This window comes from Bacillus sp. 17RED48 (assembly GCF_019837545.1).
GTDB classification, from domain to species: domain Bacteria; phylum Bacillota; class Bacilli; order Bacillales; family Bacillaceae_G; genus Bacillus_A; species Bacillus_A wiedmannii.
Genome location: NZ_JADAXG010000005.1, coordinates 293,530 through 310,335 on the forward strand (window position 1 = coordinate 293,530; position 16,806 = coordinate 310,335).

Annotated in this window: 14 protein-coding genes and 1 pseudogene; 12 read left to right on the top strand and 3 right to left on the bottom strand. The window is 30.8% G+C overall.

What is annotated here, in order from left to right; translation table 11 throughout:
• Positions 1 to 138: 138 nt before the first annotated feature.
• The 5 genes from ILT06_RS21275 (at position 139) to ILT06_RS21295 (ending at position 5,302) form a co-directional block, all read left to right on the top strand.
• A complete protein-coding gene (locus ILT06_RS21275) occupies positions 139 to 843 on the top strand; it encodes a 4'-phosphopantetheinyl transferase family protein (RefSeq protein ID WP_088047357.1) in 705 nt (234 codons plus the stop codon).
• A complete protein-coding gene (locus ILT06_RS21280; RefSeq protein WP_064474287.1) occupies positions 830 to 1,552 on the top strand; it encodes a thioesterase II family protein in 723 nt (240 codons plus the stop codon). Before ILT06_RS21275 ends, ILT06_RS21280 begins: the two co-directional genes overlap by 14 nt.
• Positions 1,553 to 2,964: 1,412 nt before the next feature.
• Positions 2,965 to 3,399 (top strand): hypothetical protein, encoded by a 435-nt coding sequence (locus ILT06_RS21285; protein ID WP_002004029.1) that lies wholly within the window; start codon positions 2,965 to 2,967, stop codon positions 3,397 to 3,399.
• Positions 3,400 to 3,636: 237 nt separating this feature from the next.
• Positions 3,637 to 4,377, top strand: coding sequence for a YrrS family protein (locus ILT06_RS21290; protein ID WP_222655518.1), 741 nt, complete (start codon positions 3,637 to 3,639; stop codon positions 4,375 to 4,377).
• A 625-nt stretch (positions 4,378 to 5,002) separates the two neighbouring features.
• Positions 5,003 to 5,302, top strand: a complete 300-nt coding sequence (locus tag ILT06_RS21295; RefSeq protein WP_088047359.1) for an ArsR/SmtB family transcription factor — start codon at positions 5,003 to 5,005, stop codon at positions 5,300 to 5,302.
• A 57-nt stretch (positions 5,303 to 5,359) separates the two neighbouring features.
• Here ILT06_RS21295 and ILT06_RS21300 read toward each other — a convergent pair.
• Both ILT06_RS21300 and ILT06_RS21305 read right to left on the bottom strand, forming a co-directional pair.
• Positions 5,360 to 7,077: pseudogene (locus ILT06_RS21300) on the bottom strand (Tn3 family transposase); the annotation flags it as partial.
• Between the two features lie 62 nt (positions 7,078 to 7,139).
• Positions 7,140 to 7,691, bottom strand: coding sequence for a recombinase family protein (locus ILT06_RS21305; RefSeq protein ID WP_222655519.1), 552 nt, complete (start codon positions 7,689 to 7,691; stop codon positions 7,140 to 7,142).
• Between the two features lie 473 nt (positions 7,692 to 8,164).
• On the opposite strand from ILT06_RS21305, the gene ILT06_RS21310 reads away from it, so the two are divergent.
• From ILT06_RS21310 to ILT06_RS21340, 7 genes are all read left to right on the top strand, one after another.
• Positions 8,165 to 8,869: a response regulator transcription factor gene (locus tag ILT06_RS21310; protein WP_222655520.1), complete on the top strand. Its 705-nt coding sequence runs from the start codon at positions 8,165 to 8,167 to the stop codon at positions 8,867 to 8,869.
• Positions 8,869 to 9,855, top strand: coding sequence for a sensor histidine kinase (locus tag ILT06_RS21315; RefSeq protein WP_222655521.1), 987 nt, complete (start codon positions 8,869 to 8,871; stop codon positions 9,853 to 9,855). The genes ILT06_RS21310 and ILT06_RS21315 overlap by 1 nt, the downstream gene beginning before the upstream one ends.
• A gap of 141 nt (positions 9,856 to 9,996) precedes the next feature.
• Positions 9,997 to 10,998: a DUF418 domain-containing protein gene (locus tag ILT06_RS21320; protein WP_222655522.1), complete on the top strand. Its 1,002-nt coding sequence runs from the start codon at positions 9,997 to 9,999 to the stop codon at positions 10,996 to 10,998.
• Between the two features lie 195 nt (positions 10,999 to 11,193).
• Positions 11,194 to 11,964, top strand: coding sequence for an ABC transporter ATP-binding protein (locus ILT06_RS21325; RefSeq protein ID WP_272939127.1), 771 nt, complete (start codon positions 11,194 to 11,196; stop codon positions 11,962 to 11,964).
• Complete coding sequence (locus tag ILT06_RS21330; RefSeq protein ID WP_222655523.1) at positions 11,939 to 13,909, top strand: FtsX-like permease family protein; 1,971 nt, start codon at positions 11,939 to 11,941, stop codon at positions 13,907 to 13,909. Before ILT06_RS21325 ends, ILT06_RS21330 begins: the two co-directional genes overlap by 26 nt.
• 23 nt (positions 13,910 to 13,932) lie before the next feature.
• On the top strand, positions 13,933 to 14,676 hold the full coding sequence (locus ILT06_RS21335) for a lipoprotein BA_5634 family protein (RefSeq protein ID WP_222655524.1): 744 nt from the start codon (positions 13,933 to 13,935) through the stop codon (positions 14,674 to 14,676).
• Positions 14,677 to 14,961: 285 nt separating this feature from the next.
• Positions 14,962 to 15,204, top strand: a complete 243-nt coding sequence (locus tag ILT06_RS21340; RefSeq protein WP_222655525.1) for a hypothetical protein — start codon at positions 14,962 to 14,964, stop codon at positions 15,202 to 15,204.
• A gap of 643 nt (positions 15,205 to 15,847) precedes the next feature.
• On the opposite strand, the gene ILT06_RS21345 is transcribed toward ILT06_RS21340, so the two are convergent.
• The gene (locus ILT06_RS21345; protein WP_222655526.1) at positions 15,848 to 16,408 is read right to left on the bottom strand and encodes a recombinase family protein; all 561 of its coding nucleotides are present in this window, start codon (positions 16,406 to 16,408) and stop codon (positions 15,848 to 15,850) included.
• Between the last annotated feature and the right edge of the window lie 398 nt (positions 16,409 to 16,806).

Consider the following 16,806-nt stretch of genomic DNA (forward strand, 5'->3'; position numbering starts at 1 on the left):
GTATATTTTCATTGATATGTAAATATGCACCTTTTCTATTGTATTTGCAATTTAATAAAGTTAATTTGAATTTATGTAACGCACATATATGAAGCCATCCTTTAAAAAAGGAAGTGATTTATCATACACATTCAAGCTGTGAAAATACCAAAGAATATTGAAAGTCATTTGTTTAAGCAACTTAGTAACTTGGTTTCAAATGAGAAGAAAGAACGAATGAAGCGTTTATTAAACTCATGCGACGTTAATAGGACCCTGATAGGGGATTTACTAATCCGATCTCTAATCTGCCAAAAGTATAAAATTAATAATGAAGAAATTAGATTTATATATAATGAGTATGGAAAACCTTTTGTTGAAAATTTTTCTGACTTTCATTTTAATCTGTCACATTCAGGAGAATGGGTGGTTTGTACTACTGCTAATTTTAATGTGGGTATTGATATAGAAAAGGTTTCAGAGATAGAGGCTCTTAAATTAGCAAATGAATTTTTTTCAGAGGAAGAATTTTATGATATATCTAATATAAATGCTGATGAACAAATTAATTATTTTTATGATTTATGGACATTAAAAGAAAGTTATATAAAAACGATTGGAAAAGGGCTTTATATCCCGTTAAATTCATTCTCTATAAAAAAAGAGTCACCAACTTTAATTTCATATAAGTATATACCTCAAAACTTTTACTTTAGACAATATAACATTGAGCCAAATTATAAGATATCTGCTTGTGCAACAAGGGATGAATTTCCGCAAGAGATAATAATTAAAGACATTTATGCAATTTGCCAAAATATATACAAATTTGAAAGTAAGGAGAAAATCAATGCAGAAGACTAAACTTTTTTGCTTTCCACATGCTGGGGGATCTGCGTTTAGTTACGCAAAATGGAAAAATCACTTTAATCCATATATTGAGGTAGTCCCGATAGAGTTAGCTGGTAGAGGATATAGAATTGAAGAAAACTTGTACCAAAGTATGGAAGAGGCTGTGAATGATGTCTACAATAAAATAGTTATGCAGATAGATGATTCGCCCTACATTCTATTCGGGCATAGCATGGGAAGTTTGATCGCCTATGAAGTAGCCAGAAAAATAAAAGATTCTAAAAACGTATCGCCTGAATTTCTTGTTTTGTCCGGTAGAAATCATCCAAATAGTAAAATAAAAAATATCCGACATAATCTTTCTAATGAGCAATTTAAAAGAGAAGTTATTGCAATGGGAGGTACACCGTCCGGGGTACTTCAATCAGAAGAATTAATGGAGATTTTTCTCCCAATTCTAAGAGCAGATTTTAAAATTGTCGAGACATATATTCATGACAATAATATACAACCGTGTGATATTGATTTTCTTATATTTAATGGGGAAAATGATGAATTTACTACATATGATCAAGTAATAAAATGGGAGCAATATACAAGTAAAACGTGTACTCTTCATTCTTTTGAAGGTAATCATTTCTTTCTAAATGAAAATATTGAAGAAATAGCAAAGAGTATTATAAGAAAGTTAGATTTTAAAAGATTATCAAATAGTTTTTAGAGGTTTTCTAAGTATATTCATGGCTTAGGAACAAAATATTAAATATGAAAAATAAAGGAACTGCTGAAATATCACTGAATAAGGGCATTGAAGCCTAAACGAACTTTTCAAAGGTAGGAAAAAAGACTCATTGAATCGTAAGAGTTACTTCCCGTATTTATCTAAAAAAGTGATGCAACTTATTTGCAACACTTTTTAAATTTTTACCAGAGAGTAATTTAGTTAATTAGTAGAAAAAGGAAGGGTCTATTTGGCCCCTTCCTTTTTCTCATACATAACGCTTGTTGACAACTTATGAAATAATAGCATTCATCGCTATTAAAATATAACACTAAAAGCAATTAATTAGATATGTAATTGTGCATACATTGTACTATTTCATGAATGGGAACAAAGCTATTTATCTCTTTCGGGCTAGGAAACCAATAGACTCAGGTATACTTTATGATAATAAATTTCCTTTCTTATTATAAAAAAAGAAATAATTAGTACTCCATAAAATTAAAAGAAACGCCATCCTTTCCTATGATTCTACAGAAAGAATATCGTATCTTTTCATTTTAGGGGAATTTTTGAAGAAAGAATTAATAGTATTAATAGAATATGTAAAAATACTCCGATATTTAGTTAACAGTTTTATACTTTCTGAATAATATCTAAATAAATAGATTATAATATATTTTGAATAAAAAACACAAGCATTGCATAATAAATAAAATATTCCTTATCTATTAATTATTGAAATTCTCTAAATCTCGATGTATTATATTCTTGTATTTTCTCACTTTGCGAAGCTGAGAAAACATCATCACTTCTGAAAGAACCCTAACTCCAGCGGGTTCTTTTGATTTACTTGAACTTATTTTTGAATCATTGTATTATATTTTCGAGTCTTACTTATATAAATTATTATCAGGGGAATCTGCAGATTTGCAGGTTCTTTTTTATTTTCATACTATTAATTTTTATACGTGTTTGGTAAAAAATCAATGAGTTACAAAAAATTACTATACCGAAATCTAGTTCGGTATAGTAATGTGCATATATAAGATCCCACTTTACAATATCCCCCGAAAGGAGTCATAAAAATCTATATTTTTTTAATTCAGTTGCAATTACAAAACATTTTTTAAAAAGAAATGCATGTAAATGCACATTATATTTTATTCCATAACTCTCTAACTTTTGTTCACGATAGTCTGATATTGAAAAAAATAAAATATTTGGTACGACATCACTTTGTTTTTAGATAGTTTTGTAATTAAACTATAATATTGTATTTTTTCTGCATTATTGAAATTAGTAATAATAAAATGTATTATTGAAAAGCACTATTTATAATTCAAGTAATCAAGGCTATGTATCCACAATAATTCGAACATTCAGAAATTATAATATTATCTAAAAATGAGGTGAGATTAATAGAAAAAGTACATATTAAATGGTATGGATTGTATAGTTTAAATGATTTTTATAGTAGAGAAGAAGCTTTTAAGAAGGGAATATTTGCAATCTCTAGAGTATATGCTAAAAATGAAACATTGATCTATATAGGAAAAACCAAAAGAAGCTTTATACAAAAGATAAGGGAACTTAATAAGGATTGGACTTTTGATGAAAGCGAATTAAAGATTACATTAGGAATAATAGAGTTTCCTAGTGGTGAAAGTTACTCTGAAAAAAAGGTAAAAGAGATAAAATCCCTTCTGATTTTACGACATACCCCAGTAGAAAACAACACATCTTTATTGTACCATAGAGGGCAGTTTAATTTAAAAATTATAAATAAGGGAAGAAGGGGCTTAATTGTTAAAAAGATTTCTACAGGAGATCTAATGTGGACGTAATTGGAATCATCTTTGAATAAAATTGAAGGTTTCTTACGAACAGGAGTTTATCAATTTTTAATGTATTAAAATATTTTGAATAACATATGTCAGATGCTTGAAACAACACAAATTTTATTATGATATGAAATCTTGTATGGGAATTGTGATTTATTTCCATCGTTTAATAAAAATATTAAGAATTATAAGAATAATGCATAAAGATTAGAAGAGAAAATAAACTCGGGGGTTTAAAAAATGGGACAAGTAAGCAGGTTTCAAGAAAAACAACAAAATCGTCGTAAAAAGGTGGTTTTTAATATTGCATTTACTTTGGTATTAGTGACAGTTGGTATAGTGACATACCAGTTGTTTTCCCCTTCTGATACATCAAAGAAAGCAATTGCTCAAGAAAAGAAAGCAACAAAGTTAGAAGAGAAGAAACGTAAAGAGAAAGAAGCAGCGCAGTTAGAAGAGAAGAAACGTAAAGAGAAAGAAGCAGTACAGTTAGAAGAGAAGGAACGTGAGGAGAAGGAAGCAGCGCAGTTAGAAGAGAAGGAACGTGAGGAGAAAGAAGCAGCGCAGTTAGAAGAGAAGGAACGTGAGGAGAAAGAAGCAGCACTGTTAGAAGAGAAACAAAAAGCAGAAAAATCGGTAAAAATGAACGGAAATGAAAATAAAGAGGGAGAAAAAACGGCATCTCAAGAAAAGGGTTCTCAAACTAATCCTTCTTGGAAGCCAATTGGTACAGTGCAAGGAGCAAAACCTGAAATGAAATTTAAAGAAGGGACAGTAGATTGGAGTGAGATGAAACAAGCAATTTCTTATGCTGTTGATGTTCCAGAGAGCCAATTGATTTTCGATTTTATTGGGAATAATGGTGATAATAAAGCCTACGGTAGTGTACGAGATAAGCAAAGTAATAAAAAATATAAGGTTGATATTGATTGGGTAGAGAATCAGGGGTGGAAACCAGCATCTGTTCAAGTGCTGAAATAAATAATAGAAATGTAATTATGTGTTTAAAATTTTACTTTTGTAAAAACTCACAAAAGAGTCCGTATCAATCAGGACTCTTTTTGTTATGTTGACAGCATTAATTACTTGGACTCATTTGTTAGATCCTGATGCGGACCAACTTTGATAATCAATAAAGTCTCATCTCGTGTGAGCGTTCATCTATTAACCAAAGAACAACAAAAAAACGATTACAGGATTAAGTTGTACAAGAAAATAGAAAGGAAGGAAATATTCTCCTCGTAGTAAACGACTTAGTAGTATCGATCTTTATATGACCAACACTCCTGTACCTAGTGAAAACAATGAAAAGCTCAAGGAAAGAAAACAACAAAGATAGAAGGGAAACACAAAGCAGAAAAATAGGTAGTTACATGTGAATGATTTGAAAAATCTTCATTATAAATTTAGGATAACTTCACATAGAGCACATATTAATATTTTATTATTTATATGTAATGAAAGAATAAATAAAGTGAATTGTATTTCGTTCTGTTTTTAAAAATTTAAAATTCCCTTATTTTTATATAAAGGTTTTACATCGGAGTTTTAAATATTTTGGAAATAGATCAAAATAAAAGGAGTTCATATAAAAGGGGAATGTCCTATGACAACATATACAAGTGAAATGAGAAAAAGTTTAGTTTCAGAAGAAGATGTAGATATTTTGAAAATTATGGCGCATCCAATCCGCTTACAAATTGTAAATGAATTAAGTGCGAGAAAAACGTGTAATGTAACACAATTAACAGAATTACTGAATATTCCACAATCGACGGTTTCACAACATTTATCAAAAATGAAGGGCAAAGTGTTACGAGCTGAGCGAAAAGGTTTAGAAATTTATTATCATATTCATAATTTAAAAGCGAGTAAGATTGTAAGTGTTTTAGGATATATAAACTAATGAAGTATTTTCATATAAAATAGCCGCTACTGGTGAGAAGGGGCTATTTTGTGTTCAGCTATCTACTTCTACCAATAATTCTGTTAATTTAACACGTGGCAATACACTGTAAATAAGCCTAGTTAAATCTTCAACTTCATTTGGAATCATTTTCTTTAAAGGTGAAATTTGGATTTTTCCTGCATAGATTGAAACGTCTGGCAATAGTTGATTTTGAATTAAATGATTTACCTTAGAAAGTTGCTCTTCCATTAACTGAAATCGCTTCTGTAAATACTGATCGATATTTGTTGGAATTGTTAAAGGAACTTGTTTTTTATTCTTCAATTCAGACCATTTTTCTTGTGGTAATAGATACTCTTCAAAATCCTTATATTGTTTACTTCCTATAACCCACATATCCCCAGAACGGAGGTGATTACATAATTCTGAAAAGACACCGAATTCATAGTAATGACGATTAATACCATTATCTTTGATTACATGTTTGAACCATTTTGACTTAAAAAAATCCATCGGTGCTGTTTCAGGAATTTTTCGTTTTCCTGTTTGATTTATTTATTTAAAGCATCTAAAGCCTGAAATAAAGTATTACTTGCTTTAGATGCTTTAAATAAATAAGTTCTTAATAATCTGGGGGCAAACTTTCGAAAATGACCATAGTGATTATCTAGTAGTTCTAAATAATCAAATTCTGCTGGTCTAGCTAATTCTTCTGCCTGTTCTACTGATTGTACAAACTGTTCCCATGAAATGATAGATTGTAAGGATTCAAAAGGATCTTGTTCTAATTCTTTTGCTTCAATTAATGCTTTTCCAATTTTGGCGTATAAACGAACCTTTTCATTAATCGCTTTTCCGTCTTTTTGAAAGTGGTCCTTATGTTTCTTCTCTCCTCGATTAAACATTCTACCCATTAGCTTCTCAAGCATTTCTATCCCTTGATCTGTTAAAAAAGCATAAATATGAATAAGAAAAGCCATAAGGATTGCGTGGCGTTTGAGCTCATGAAACCTAGATAAATGTTGATTGGAATAACGTGATCCTTCACGTGCCATCTGTAACAATCGATTCTGATGCACTTCTCGACCATTATCTAATGGTAAATTTAATTTTTGAATAAACTCTATTCTCTCCATAACCTTATGGAAATTTTTAACAGAAACAACACCTGGAGGTTGTCAAAGCCATGATAAATACGAATACTTGTATCCTTTTCCTATGCTTAATAACTTATCTAGTTGCTTACATTGAGAAGAAGTAAGACTTCTTGTTAATTGTTTAAAGATCCTTCTATGTGATCGTTCACGTACAGCCCATGCTAAATGTTCAATTGCATATATAGCTGGTAGAATGATTTTTCTTTTTCTCATTTCTATAACAAGAGCCTCTACTAAAAGATGTCCTTGATCTGGTTTCATTGCCATAGGAAGAAGCCAACTTGCTAACTCTCGATATTCTTTTATAGTAAACGTTCGAAATCCAAATGTACCTCTAATTTTAATGAGATGTTCACGACGAGTTGTATCACGCTCACGTGCGTAATTTTGTATAGCTGAAGGTGAAATTCCTAATTGTTTAGCAATCGTATGTACAATAAAATCCGGAATTTTTTCATTTACAGATAATGGTCTTCCAGGAAAACGTAAGTATGCAATTTGGATGGCAAACCCTAATCTATTAGCGGCTCCACGCTGTTTATTTATAATCTGTAATTCTTCATCAGATATTGTGTAATAGCACAGTATCTCCCGTTGATCCATGTATTCAGGAATTTCATAAAAATACGCCCTTTGTGATGAAGTGAGAAGCTACCTTGTTACCATATTATTTCCTCCTATTTATTTAAATATCGATAAACCGTAGTACGAGAGACTCCAAGCATTTGAGCTACATCTTTAATAGGAGTTTTATTGGCAACAAGGGTTTGTATCATATCAATTTCCTTGTCTTTTAGTTTCTCTGGTCTACCACCAAAGCGCCCTCTTGCTCGTGCAGCAATTCTACCAGCTTCCGTTCGTTCACGAATCAAGTTACGTTCAAATTCCGCAAAAGATGCAAATAAGTGCAACATAAGTTGACCAGTAGCACTTGAACGATCCATTGTAATATTTTCATGAACACTATAAAAACTGATCCCTCGTTCATTCAATTCATTAACAATCTGAATAAGATGTCGCATAGTACGACCTAAGCGATCTAATCGCCAAACTACCAAGGAATCACCAGGACGTACATATTGAAACGCTTCCTCTAAGCCTGGCCTTTTATCTTTAACCCCACTTAATTTATCTTGAAATATTTTATCGCATCCATAAGATTTCAAAGCATCAAACTGTAAGTCTAAATTTTGATCAATTGTAGATACTCGAACATATCCAACCTTCATTCCTTTTTCTCTCCTTTTGTTCAATAACTTAATTCTATATATTTATCTGAACATAGATAAGTTTACAGGGTTTTTGAACATGAAAAAAGGAGAAATCCTATAATTTTTTGTTCCATATTAACGTGTCCAGAAACATACAATTTTCTGTACACATAGTACAGTAATATATGTTAATTAAAGTAAATTGGATAAAAAATATTAATGGATATATTGAGTTATTACCTATTCAAATACCCTTACTAATATCAATTCATTTTTTTAATGAAAATCATCTATATTCTGAAAAAAACCAATCCATTTACTCTTTAAATTTTTATTAATAAAAAAACAAAAGATATAAGCTTTATTTGATATTAATTGCATTTTAGGGCGTATGTAAGATATTATTTCTTTTAAATAAATTAACTTAAAAATTAAATATAAAAAGCCAAACAAACTTTAAAAATCACACTTAAATTAGAGGAGAGTACGATATGAATACAATCATGATTGTAGAAGATGATATAAAAATCGCTGAATTACTGGGAACTCATATTAAAAAATACGGATACCAAAGTGTTATGATAGAGGACTTTGAAAATATTTTAGATATATTTCAAAAGATTAAACCAGATCTAGTCCTATTAGATGTAAATTTACCTAGTTTTGACGGTTATTATTGGTGTCGCCAAATACGAGCTATTTCTACTTGTCCAATTGTATTTCTATCTGCAAGGAGTGGAGAGATGGATCAAGTTATGGCTTTAGAAAATGGTGGTGATGACTACATTACGAAACCTTTTTATTATGAAGTTGTAATGTCTAAAATCCGTAGTCAACTCAGAAGAGCATACGGTGAATATGCTCCCAAAGTAAAAGAACGGATAGTTGAGCAATCAGGGTTATTCCTGTTCCCAGAAAGAATGGAACTTCAACTAGATGATAAGGCAATTTTACTTACTAGAAAAGAAACAACTTTATTGGAAATATTGATAACAAAGTCTCCGCTCCTTGTAAAACGTGAAGTGATTTTAGAACAACTATGGGATAGTTCGTATGTAGACGAGAATACATTGAGTGTAAATATAGGTAGAATTAGAAAGAAATTGCAAGATTTAGGTATCGAAAACGCACTGGAGACAGTTCGTGGTGCTGGATATCGTCTGCATGCTACTTGGGAGGAGGAAGGAAAGGAATAATGAAGTTATTTTTACAAGAACATATTCCACTTATTTGTTATACATTTGCCCAATTACTTATCATCCTATTTATATATTGGTTTGATGGTTATCCACATATTTTGACAGCATTATATTCTGTATTTTTGGGTGTTTTTTTATTAATGGGTTATTTAATATATCGTTATTATAGTCATCGTTCATTCTACAAGCGTCTATCAACACCAATAGAAACTTTAAATGATTCAATAAAAGATAGTGATTTGACTCCATTATCAATGGCATTAGATAAATTACTACAAACTCAATATCAATATTATCAAAACCAATTAAAAAAATGGGAACGAAAACAACAAGAACAAATGACTTTTATGAATCAATGGGTTCATCAAATGAAAACACCGCTTTCTGTTATTGAGTTAATTACACAAGATGCCGATGACTCTCGATTTGACAGTATTAATGAAGAAACGGAAAGAATCAAAAAAGGATTAGAAATGGTCTTATATGTTGCTCGTTTAGAAACATTTGAACAGGATTTTCATGTAGAAAGATTGCAATTATTGGGAATGATTGATTCTGTTATTCATGAAAACAAACGTCTGTTTATACGTAGTTATGTGTATCCAGAAGTAAAAGTAGATCCGAGTCTTATTGTAGAAACAGATAAGAAATGGTTTCGATTTATACTCAATCAAGTACTGTCAAATGCAATTAAATATTCATCAAGTAAGAAAGGGAAAGTAATAATATCGGCATATTCAAAAGGACGAGCAATTATTTTGGAAGTAAGAGATTATGGAGTGGGCATTCCTACTGCTGATTTACCACGTGTTTTCAATCCATTTTATACTGGAGAAAATGGTAGGGAATTTAAAGAGTCTACGGGAATGGGATTATATCTTGTTAAAGAAGTATGTGAAAAATTAAATCATAAGATTGAGCTAGAATCTGAGGTAGGTAAGGGAACGAAAGTTAGAATCGTATTCCCGTATGCCTCTCGTTAACCGATGAAAGAAAGATTATTCATCGGTTTTTTCTTTTGAATCTTACAAACTTGTTAGATAAATGTTAGGGAAATCGATAGGAAAAATCCTATGCAATATGTACATTGTATGTAGAATCAAAACTGAAAGGAGAAAGGAATTATGATACAAAAGCAACGTATTGAAATAGTTGATTATTTACGGGGATTTGCGCTTATAGGCATTACTTTTACAAATATATTTCAAAACACGAGTATGGTGAGCACTGATGCCAATCCTTATTTTAGCTCTTTCATTTACACTTTCATGGTATCCAAATTTATTTATATATTTATGTTCCTTCTAGGCTTATCTTCTGCATTATTAATGTCAAATTTAAAGAAGAGGGGTGAAAGGGCAAATTTAATATATATCCGGCGTTTTAGTATCCTGTTATTAATTGGTGTTACATGTACATTTGTAGGGGTCCCTGCCGGTGGATTATTTATTATGTATGCAATTTATGGGCTAATAGGATTTGTATTTCAGTATATACCACCGGTGATTAACATTGTCGTTTTTATCGCTATTGCAATATTGATTTGGTTCACACGTGACATGGTTTTAATTGAAGGTGAATCAACTAATAATCAAATTGTATCTTTAGTAAGCATGTTAAGCGGGCTTTCAATGGTTATTTTAGGGATATTTTTAGGACAGGTATCTTTTTTCAATCACCTACAAAGATGTAAGGTATTACTTGTAACAGGTTTAGTCCTCCTATTCTTTTTAACATACTATTCTTATGGCTGGATGAATAATTTTAGTTCTTTCGTACTGCCCCTATTTTATATTGTTGGCTTAACCATTTTAAGTATGATTCCCATGGTAAGAAGTATGTTCTCATGTTTAATCGCATTTGGCCGAATGTCTATGTCAAACTATATTGTGCATACATCGATTGTTTTTGACTATTTAGAAGATGAAAAATTCTCATTCTTAACCTATTTAGGTATCGGTCTATCCATTATTGTTATACAAATTATTTATAGTAATATATGGTTAAAGTACTTCAGAATGGGACCTTTAGAATGGATATGGCGTATGGGGATATATTGGAAGAAAGTTAGAATCGTCGGTTCATTTGCGAAAGTTTCTAACTTTAAAGAAAACAAAACCTGTTAAAGAAGTATGTGGAAAACTAAATCATAAGATATTCCCGTATGCATCTCGTTAACCGATGAAAGTAAGATTACTCATCGGTTTTTTCTTTTGAATCTTACAAACTTGTTAGATAAATGTTAGGGGAATCGATATGAGACATACTATATATAGGTTACACTTCATGTATCGAAAAGAGAAATGGAAGGTGAAATAATTGTGAAGATACTACATGTTTCAGATTTAGGGAAAGTTTATCCTGGGAAAATTTCTTATACAGCATTATCCCATATTGATTTAAAAATAAACAAAGGTGAATTTGTAGGAATTATGGGACCATCTGGGAGTGGTAAAACAACGCTATTAAATATGGTGTCTACTATAGATGCTCCAACATCAGGAGAAGTATTAATTCATGGAGAAAATCCATATCTGTTATCTCCAGATCAGTTGTCTTTATTTCGAAGACGTGAATTAGGATTTGTTTTTCAATCATTTAATCTCCTTAATACATTGACAGTGAAAGAAAACATTGTTCTTCCACTTACGCTTGATGGTGTAAGTCCTCGAGAAATGGAAGAGAAAGTTGAGGCTATTGCTGAAAAACTTGGGATAACTAAAATATTAGATAAACGTACGTATGAAATTTCTGGTGGACAAGCACAAAGAACGGCAATCGCACGTGCTACTATTCATAATCCGAAATTATTACTTGCGGATGAGCCTACAGGAAATCTGGATTCAAAATCTGCTAGTGATGTGATGGAATTATTGACAACGCTTAATAAAGAAAATAGCACAACGATGATGTTAGTGACACATGATGCAATGGCTGCAAGTTATTGTGATCGAATTGTGTTTATCAAAGATGGACAGTTATACAATGAGATTTATTGTGGAGATAATCGCAAAGTATTCTATCAAAAAATTCTAGAGGTTTTAGCATTATTAGGAGGAAATGCACATGACTTTTCGACAATTCGCATTTAATAACGTCATTCGAAGTAAACGAACATATTTGGCTCATTTTTTAAGTAGTACGTTTGCCATTATGATTTTCTTTACGTATGCATTACTTGCATTTCATCCAAATTTACAAGGCGATCTTGCTGCCAGTGTAACAATCAATACATTTGCAAAGTCAGGATTACAGATATCGCAGGGGTTAATATTTTTCTTCTCATTCTTTTTTATCCTATATTCTGTAAGTGCATTTTTAAAAACAAGAAAAAAAGATTTTGGAATTCTAATGCTACATGGGATGTCACGCCCACAATTGAACAAATTAGTATTTATTGAAAATATAATAATTGGTATCGCTTCCACTTTAACAGGAATTACAATTGGAATGGCGTTCTCTAAGTTTATCTTAATTATGAGCAACAATTTGTTAATGATTGATAAAGGACTCCCATTTTACATGCCCTTTAAAGCAATTGGGATAACATTTGGAGCGTTCTTCTTATTGTTTTTATTTATTTCACTTTTCACTTCTCGACTAGTAAATGTAGAGCAATTAGTAGAATTAATAAAAGCAGAAGAAAAGCCAAAGCCTGAACCAAAAGCATCCTTTGGGCTATCTTTATTCGCACTTATTTGTATTGGATTAGGATATACGGCTGTTTTCCATAGTGTTCACGCAATTCATTACATGGATATGAAATATGTATTATTCATGATGGCGACAGGGGTGAGCTTTGTTGTACTTGGAACGTACTTCTTATTTACACAGCTCAGTGTGTATGTGTTACGTGTATTAAAGAAAAGGGAAAATATTTTCTTTAAGAAAACAAACATACTCACCATTTCAGATTTAGTGTATCAATTAAAAGATAATGCAAAAATGTTTTTTATGGTAACTATTATTTCTGCTGTTGCCTTCACTGCAGTGGGAACTTGTATGGGATTAGGTAACTCATCCATGGCTGAATCAAATAGTCCCTTTGCATTTTCTTATAAGTCTTATAATAATAATCCTTTAGAAAAAGAGCATCTAAAAAAAATAGAAAGCGAACTCAATAATGGTGGGTTTAAATTCAAACAAGTCGCTTATTCAATAAAACAAATTCCAGATACCCTTTATAACAGTAATGTATTATTAAGCGTTATAAAAATAAGTGATTACAATAGGTTAGCAGAGTCATTTGATTTTGAAAAAGAAAGCTTAAAAGATCAAAATAGTAGTTTTGTCATTCCTTCAAAAAAAGTCGCTAATGCAAAATCTAATCAAAATGACTTTCAATTGTTGCATGGAAATATAAAAAGAGCTATGCATGTAAATAAAATACTAACGTCAAAAGAACTACAAGATACAAACATAACGACAATTATTATTCCGGATACTGTATATAATCAAATGATTGTGGATCCAGAGAGTCACTACGGTCAATTCACTATCAATGGTTTTATTGTGAAAAATTGGGATCAAACAAAAAAGGTTGCTGAAAAAATCGTGACTACTTTAAAGAAAGATAATCAGGGTATTAGTGAACTTGAAGTATACAACGAACAATATACATTTTCGTCTTTAATTTTTACATGGATAGTGATGAAACAAGGTTTTGGACTTGCATCTATCATGAGTGTATTAATAGGTATCGTTTTCTTTACTTTTGCTGCAAGCTTTTTATATTTCCGATTATATACAGACTTAGAACGAAATCAGAAGCAATATAAAATGATAGCAAAAGTTGGTTTAAGTAAACCTGAATTAAAGAAAATTGTGTCACGTCAACTTGCATTGTTATTCTTTTTACCAATTGCAATAGCGATTACACATAGTACAGTTGCTTTTATGGCCTTACAAAAGTTAGCCAATTTTTCAGTCTTGGGTAGTTCCGTTGTGGTATTGATTTGTTTCTTAGTTATGCAAATTATATACTTTTACTTTGTTCGTGCTCAATATTTGAAAAAAATGTATAAAACAATCTTTTAATTTAAAAAGAAGGAGAATATAGGATGAAAAAAAGAATTGGATTATTAATAGTAGCTAGTATTTCGATTACCATGTTAGGAGCATGTTCATTATTTGGTACAAAAGACTCTCCAGCAAATGGAATTTCAATAGAAGTAGGAACGATAAACGAACAAACAAGAAACTCTATAATTGACTCATACAAAGATATAACAACCTCACAAGACCTATATCAATTAAAAGAAGGGACTATAGATAATAATAAGCTTGACATAAAGTTACCAACTAAATTTGGGGATTCTATGGATACTGCTACTAGTAATTTACTATTTATTAGTAGAACAACTGCTGAAAAAATGAATACAAAGGGATTTATTCGTGAAAGGGATAATAACGAGGGGCTCCTATCTTCAGTCCCTCTTGATTCGTTACCAAAAGTAGAAAAAGATGAAACTATCATATTTGCAAATAAAGAATATAAAGACTTGAAAGAACTAACATTTGATGAGAAAAAAATGAATGTTCAATATAAAGGGGATGTATGGCTATCTCCATATCGTGGTGGATCCAACGTAATCCTATTAATTGTAGATGATACATTATTTAAAGAAATAAATGGGAAAGAACAAACAAGACAATTTCTATCTTTTAATAAATCTTTTGGGAATCTTAACTTAGTCAATCAAGGGAAAGCACCAGAATTAAGAAAGGAAATAGATAAAGTGAATACGGCTTTAGGTACTGAGGACGAGAGAGCTGTTAATTTTGTGAATATTACAGAAAAGTAAACAAATATTTCTATATAGAATAGAAAAAGTTAAAACCTATTAAACGATGAATGAAAGTTCATTTATTACTTTTTTCAAATATGATTATTTTTAAGGACACAAATAAGTGGATCAGATTTTTTAGTTATAATAAAAAATCTGATCCACTTTTGAAATTATAACTATCATCTAAATTTACACACTCGTTTTTTGTGTCTAAAATGTGTCTAAACGTACAATTTTCCCGCATTGATATGGTGACCCCACATAGCTTATTATAAATTGTTTTAGGGAGGGGTATAAGTAATGGCATATACTTTAAATGATATTTGTATCGATGTGTGTCTTTTAGTTACGTTTACTCCGAGTGGTGGGGTAGAATCAATTGTAAGTGGTGGAGAAGAGTGTGGATCTAGTCCTAGTATAGTGATTAATTGTGATGGCTCAATTACCATTACATTACCATTAGTAGCTTGTTTATCCCTCGTATTAAATGACGACTTAAGTGTTGGAACATCATTAACAAGCTTGTCTTTTAAAACTTCTTAAGTGAGTTACTAATTTTATAATACTTAGATTAATAATATTGTTTACTTATAAATAGAGTATTTTCTTAAAAATCATTTTTATTTCTGCTTTAATAGGGATAGAATTACATGTATTAATGGATTTTATTCCTATAATCGGATGACTGAGTAAAGAGATATCAAAGTTATTATAGGTTTATTTTAAGAAAATAGATAATTTAGGAAGACCACTTCCTTTATTGAAAGGGGTGGTCTTTTTTAAGTTGAGGTTGTATTCTCGTAAATAACTGTTGTTGTTTTCGAAAAATGTTTGATTAATTTAACGTTATGATCCCTGATAGAAGAACAAAAAGAAAAAGTGCATTCGGAAAATTTTTTTTTATTAAAACACGCTTTTTCTAAGTTCAATTGACTCATTATTTTATACAAAAGTTGGATAATTTTTGTGATTTTTGCTCAATTAAAGATATGAAATTTAACTGAATAGAGATTTTTCTCGGAATAGTTGAGAGTTTTATGCCCTTGTACAAGAACAAAAAAGTTTGGATGAGTTTGAACTTAGCTAATTTTACCCTGATAGGCATGTGTTTCTCTCCCAGGGGTACGGAAACGATTCTCGGTATGAGGGGCCACTCTGGGATTTAATTACAAATCAAAAAAGAACTTTATTCAAGTTCTTTTAATCTACGATACAGAGCGGCCGGACTCACACCAGTAATTTGGTATATTTCTTTAACAGTTTTATTGGTATGCTTGCGCAATTCAATCGCATGATTCATAACTGGGTGCTTATCCGTATATTTCTTTACTCTTCCTCTATACACTCCTTTTTGTTTAGCTAGCTTTATTCCCGCATGTTGTTTTTCTTTAATCATTTCACGATCTAATTCACTAAAGGCAGCCATGACAGTTAAGAAGAACTTACCCGTTTGAGTTCTTGTATCAATTCCTAAATTTAAAATTGCAAAGTGAACATCCTTTTCCCAAAATTGTTCTACTAACTGTAACAGTTGAATGGTATTTCTACCTAAACGATCCATTCTAGTTACGACTAAGGTATCCCCAGTAGTTAATTTTGAAAGTAACGTATCTAACTCCGGCTTTTGTTTTGTTACTCCACTAATTTTCTCTTTTATGATTTCATCTACTCCATATTTTATAAGTTGTTCAATTCGTGTATCTAAATTTTGATCTTGTGCACTTATACGTGCGTATCCATAGACCATTTTCATCCCTCTTTTTGTACATATTTTTGATAAGTGTTATTGAGAGTCTATGAGTCTATGAGACTAATAATATCAAGGAAATGATTTCTTCTCAATAGGGAACACCCTATTGAGAAGGTGAATATGCAATTATGCATATTTGTATTTTTTTATTTTATTATTAATTAAATGCAATATATAATTAAAAGGTTTTTACGAATTGATAAGGAGATGCGAGTATGAAGAAAATCATAGGACTTATATTATCATAATTTTAATTATTTTCTACCTATGCACCAATGTTTAAAAAGGAAGTCGAAGTTTTAAATCAAATAGGCCGCGTCAATGAGAAAGGAGATTGGTATTATTATGGATTTCGTCAACATAATGCGAATTTTACACTAAGAGATTTTTAAATT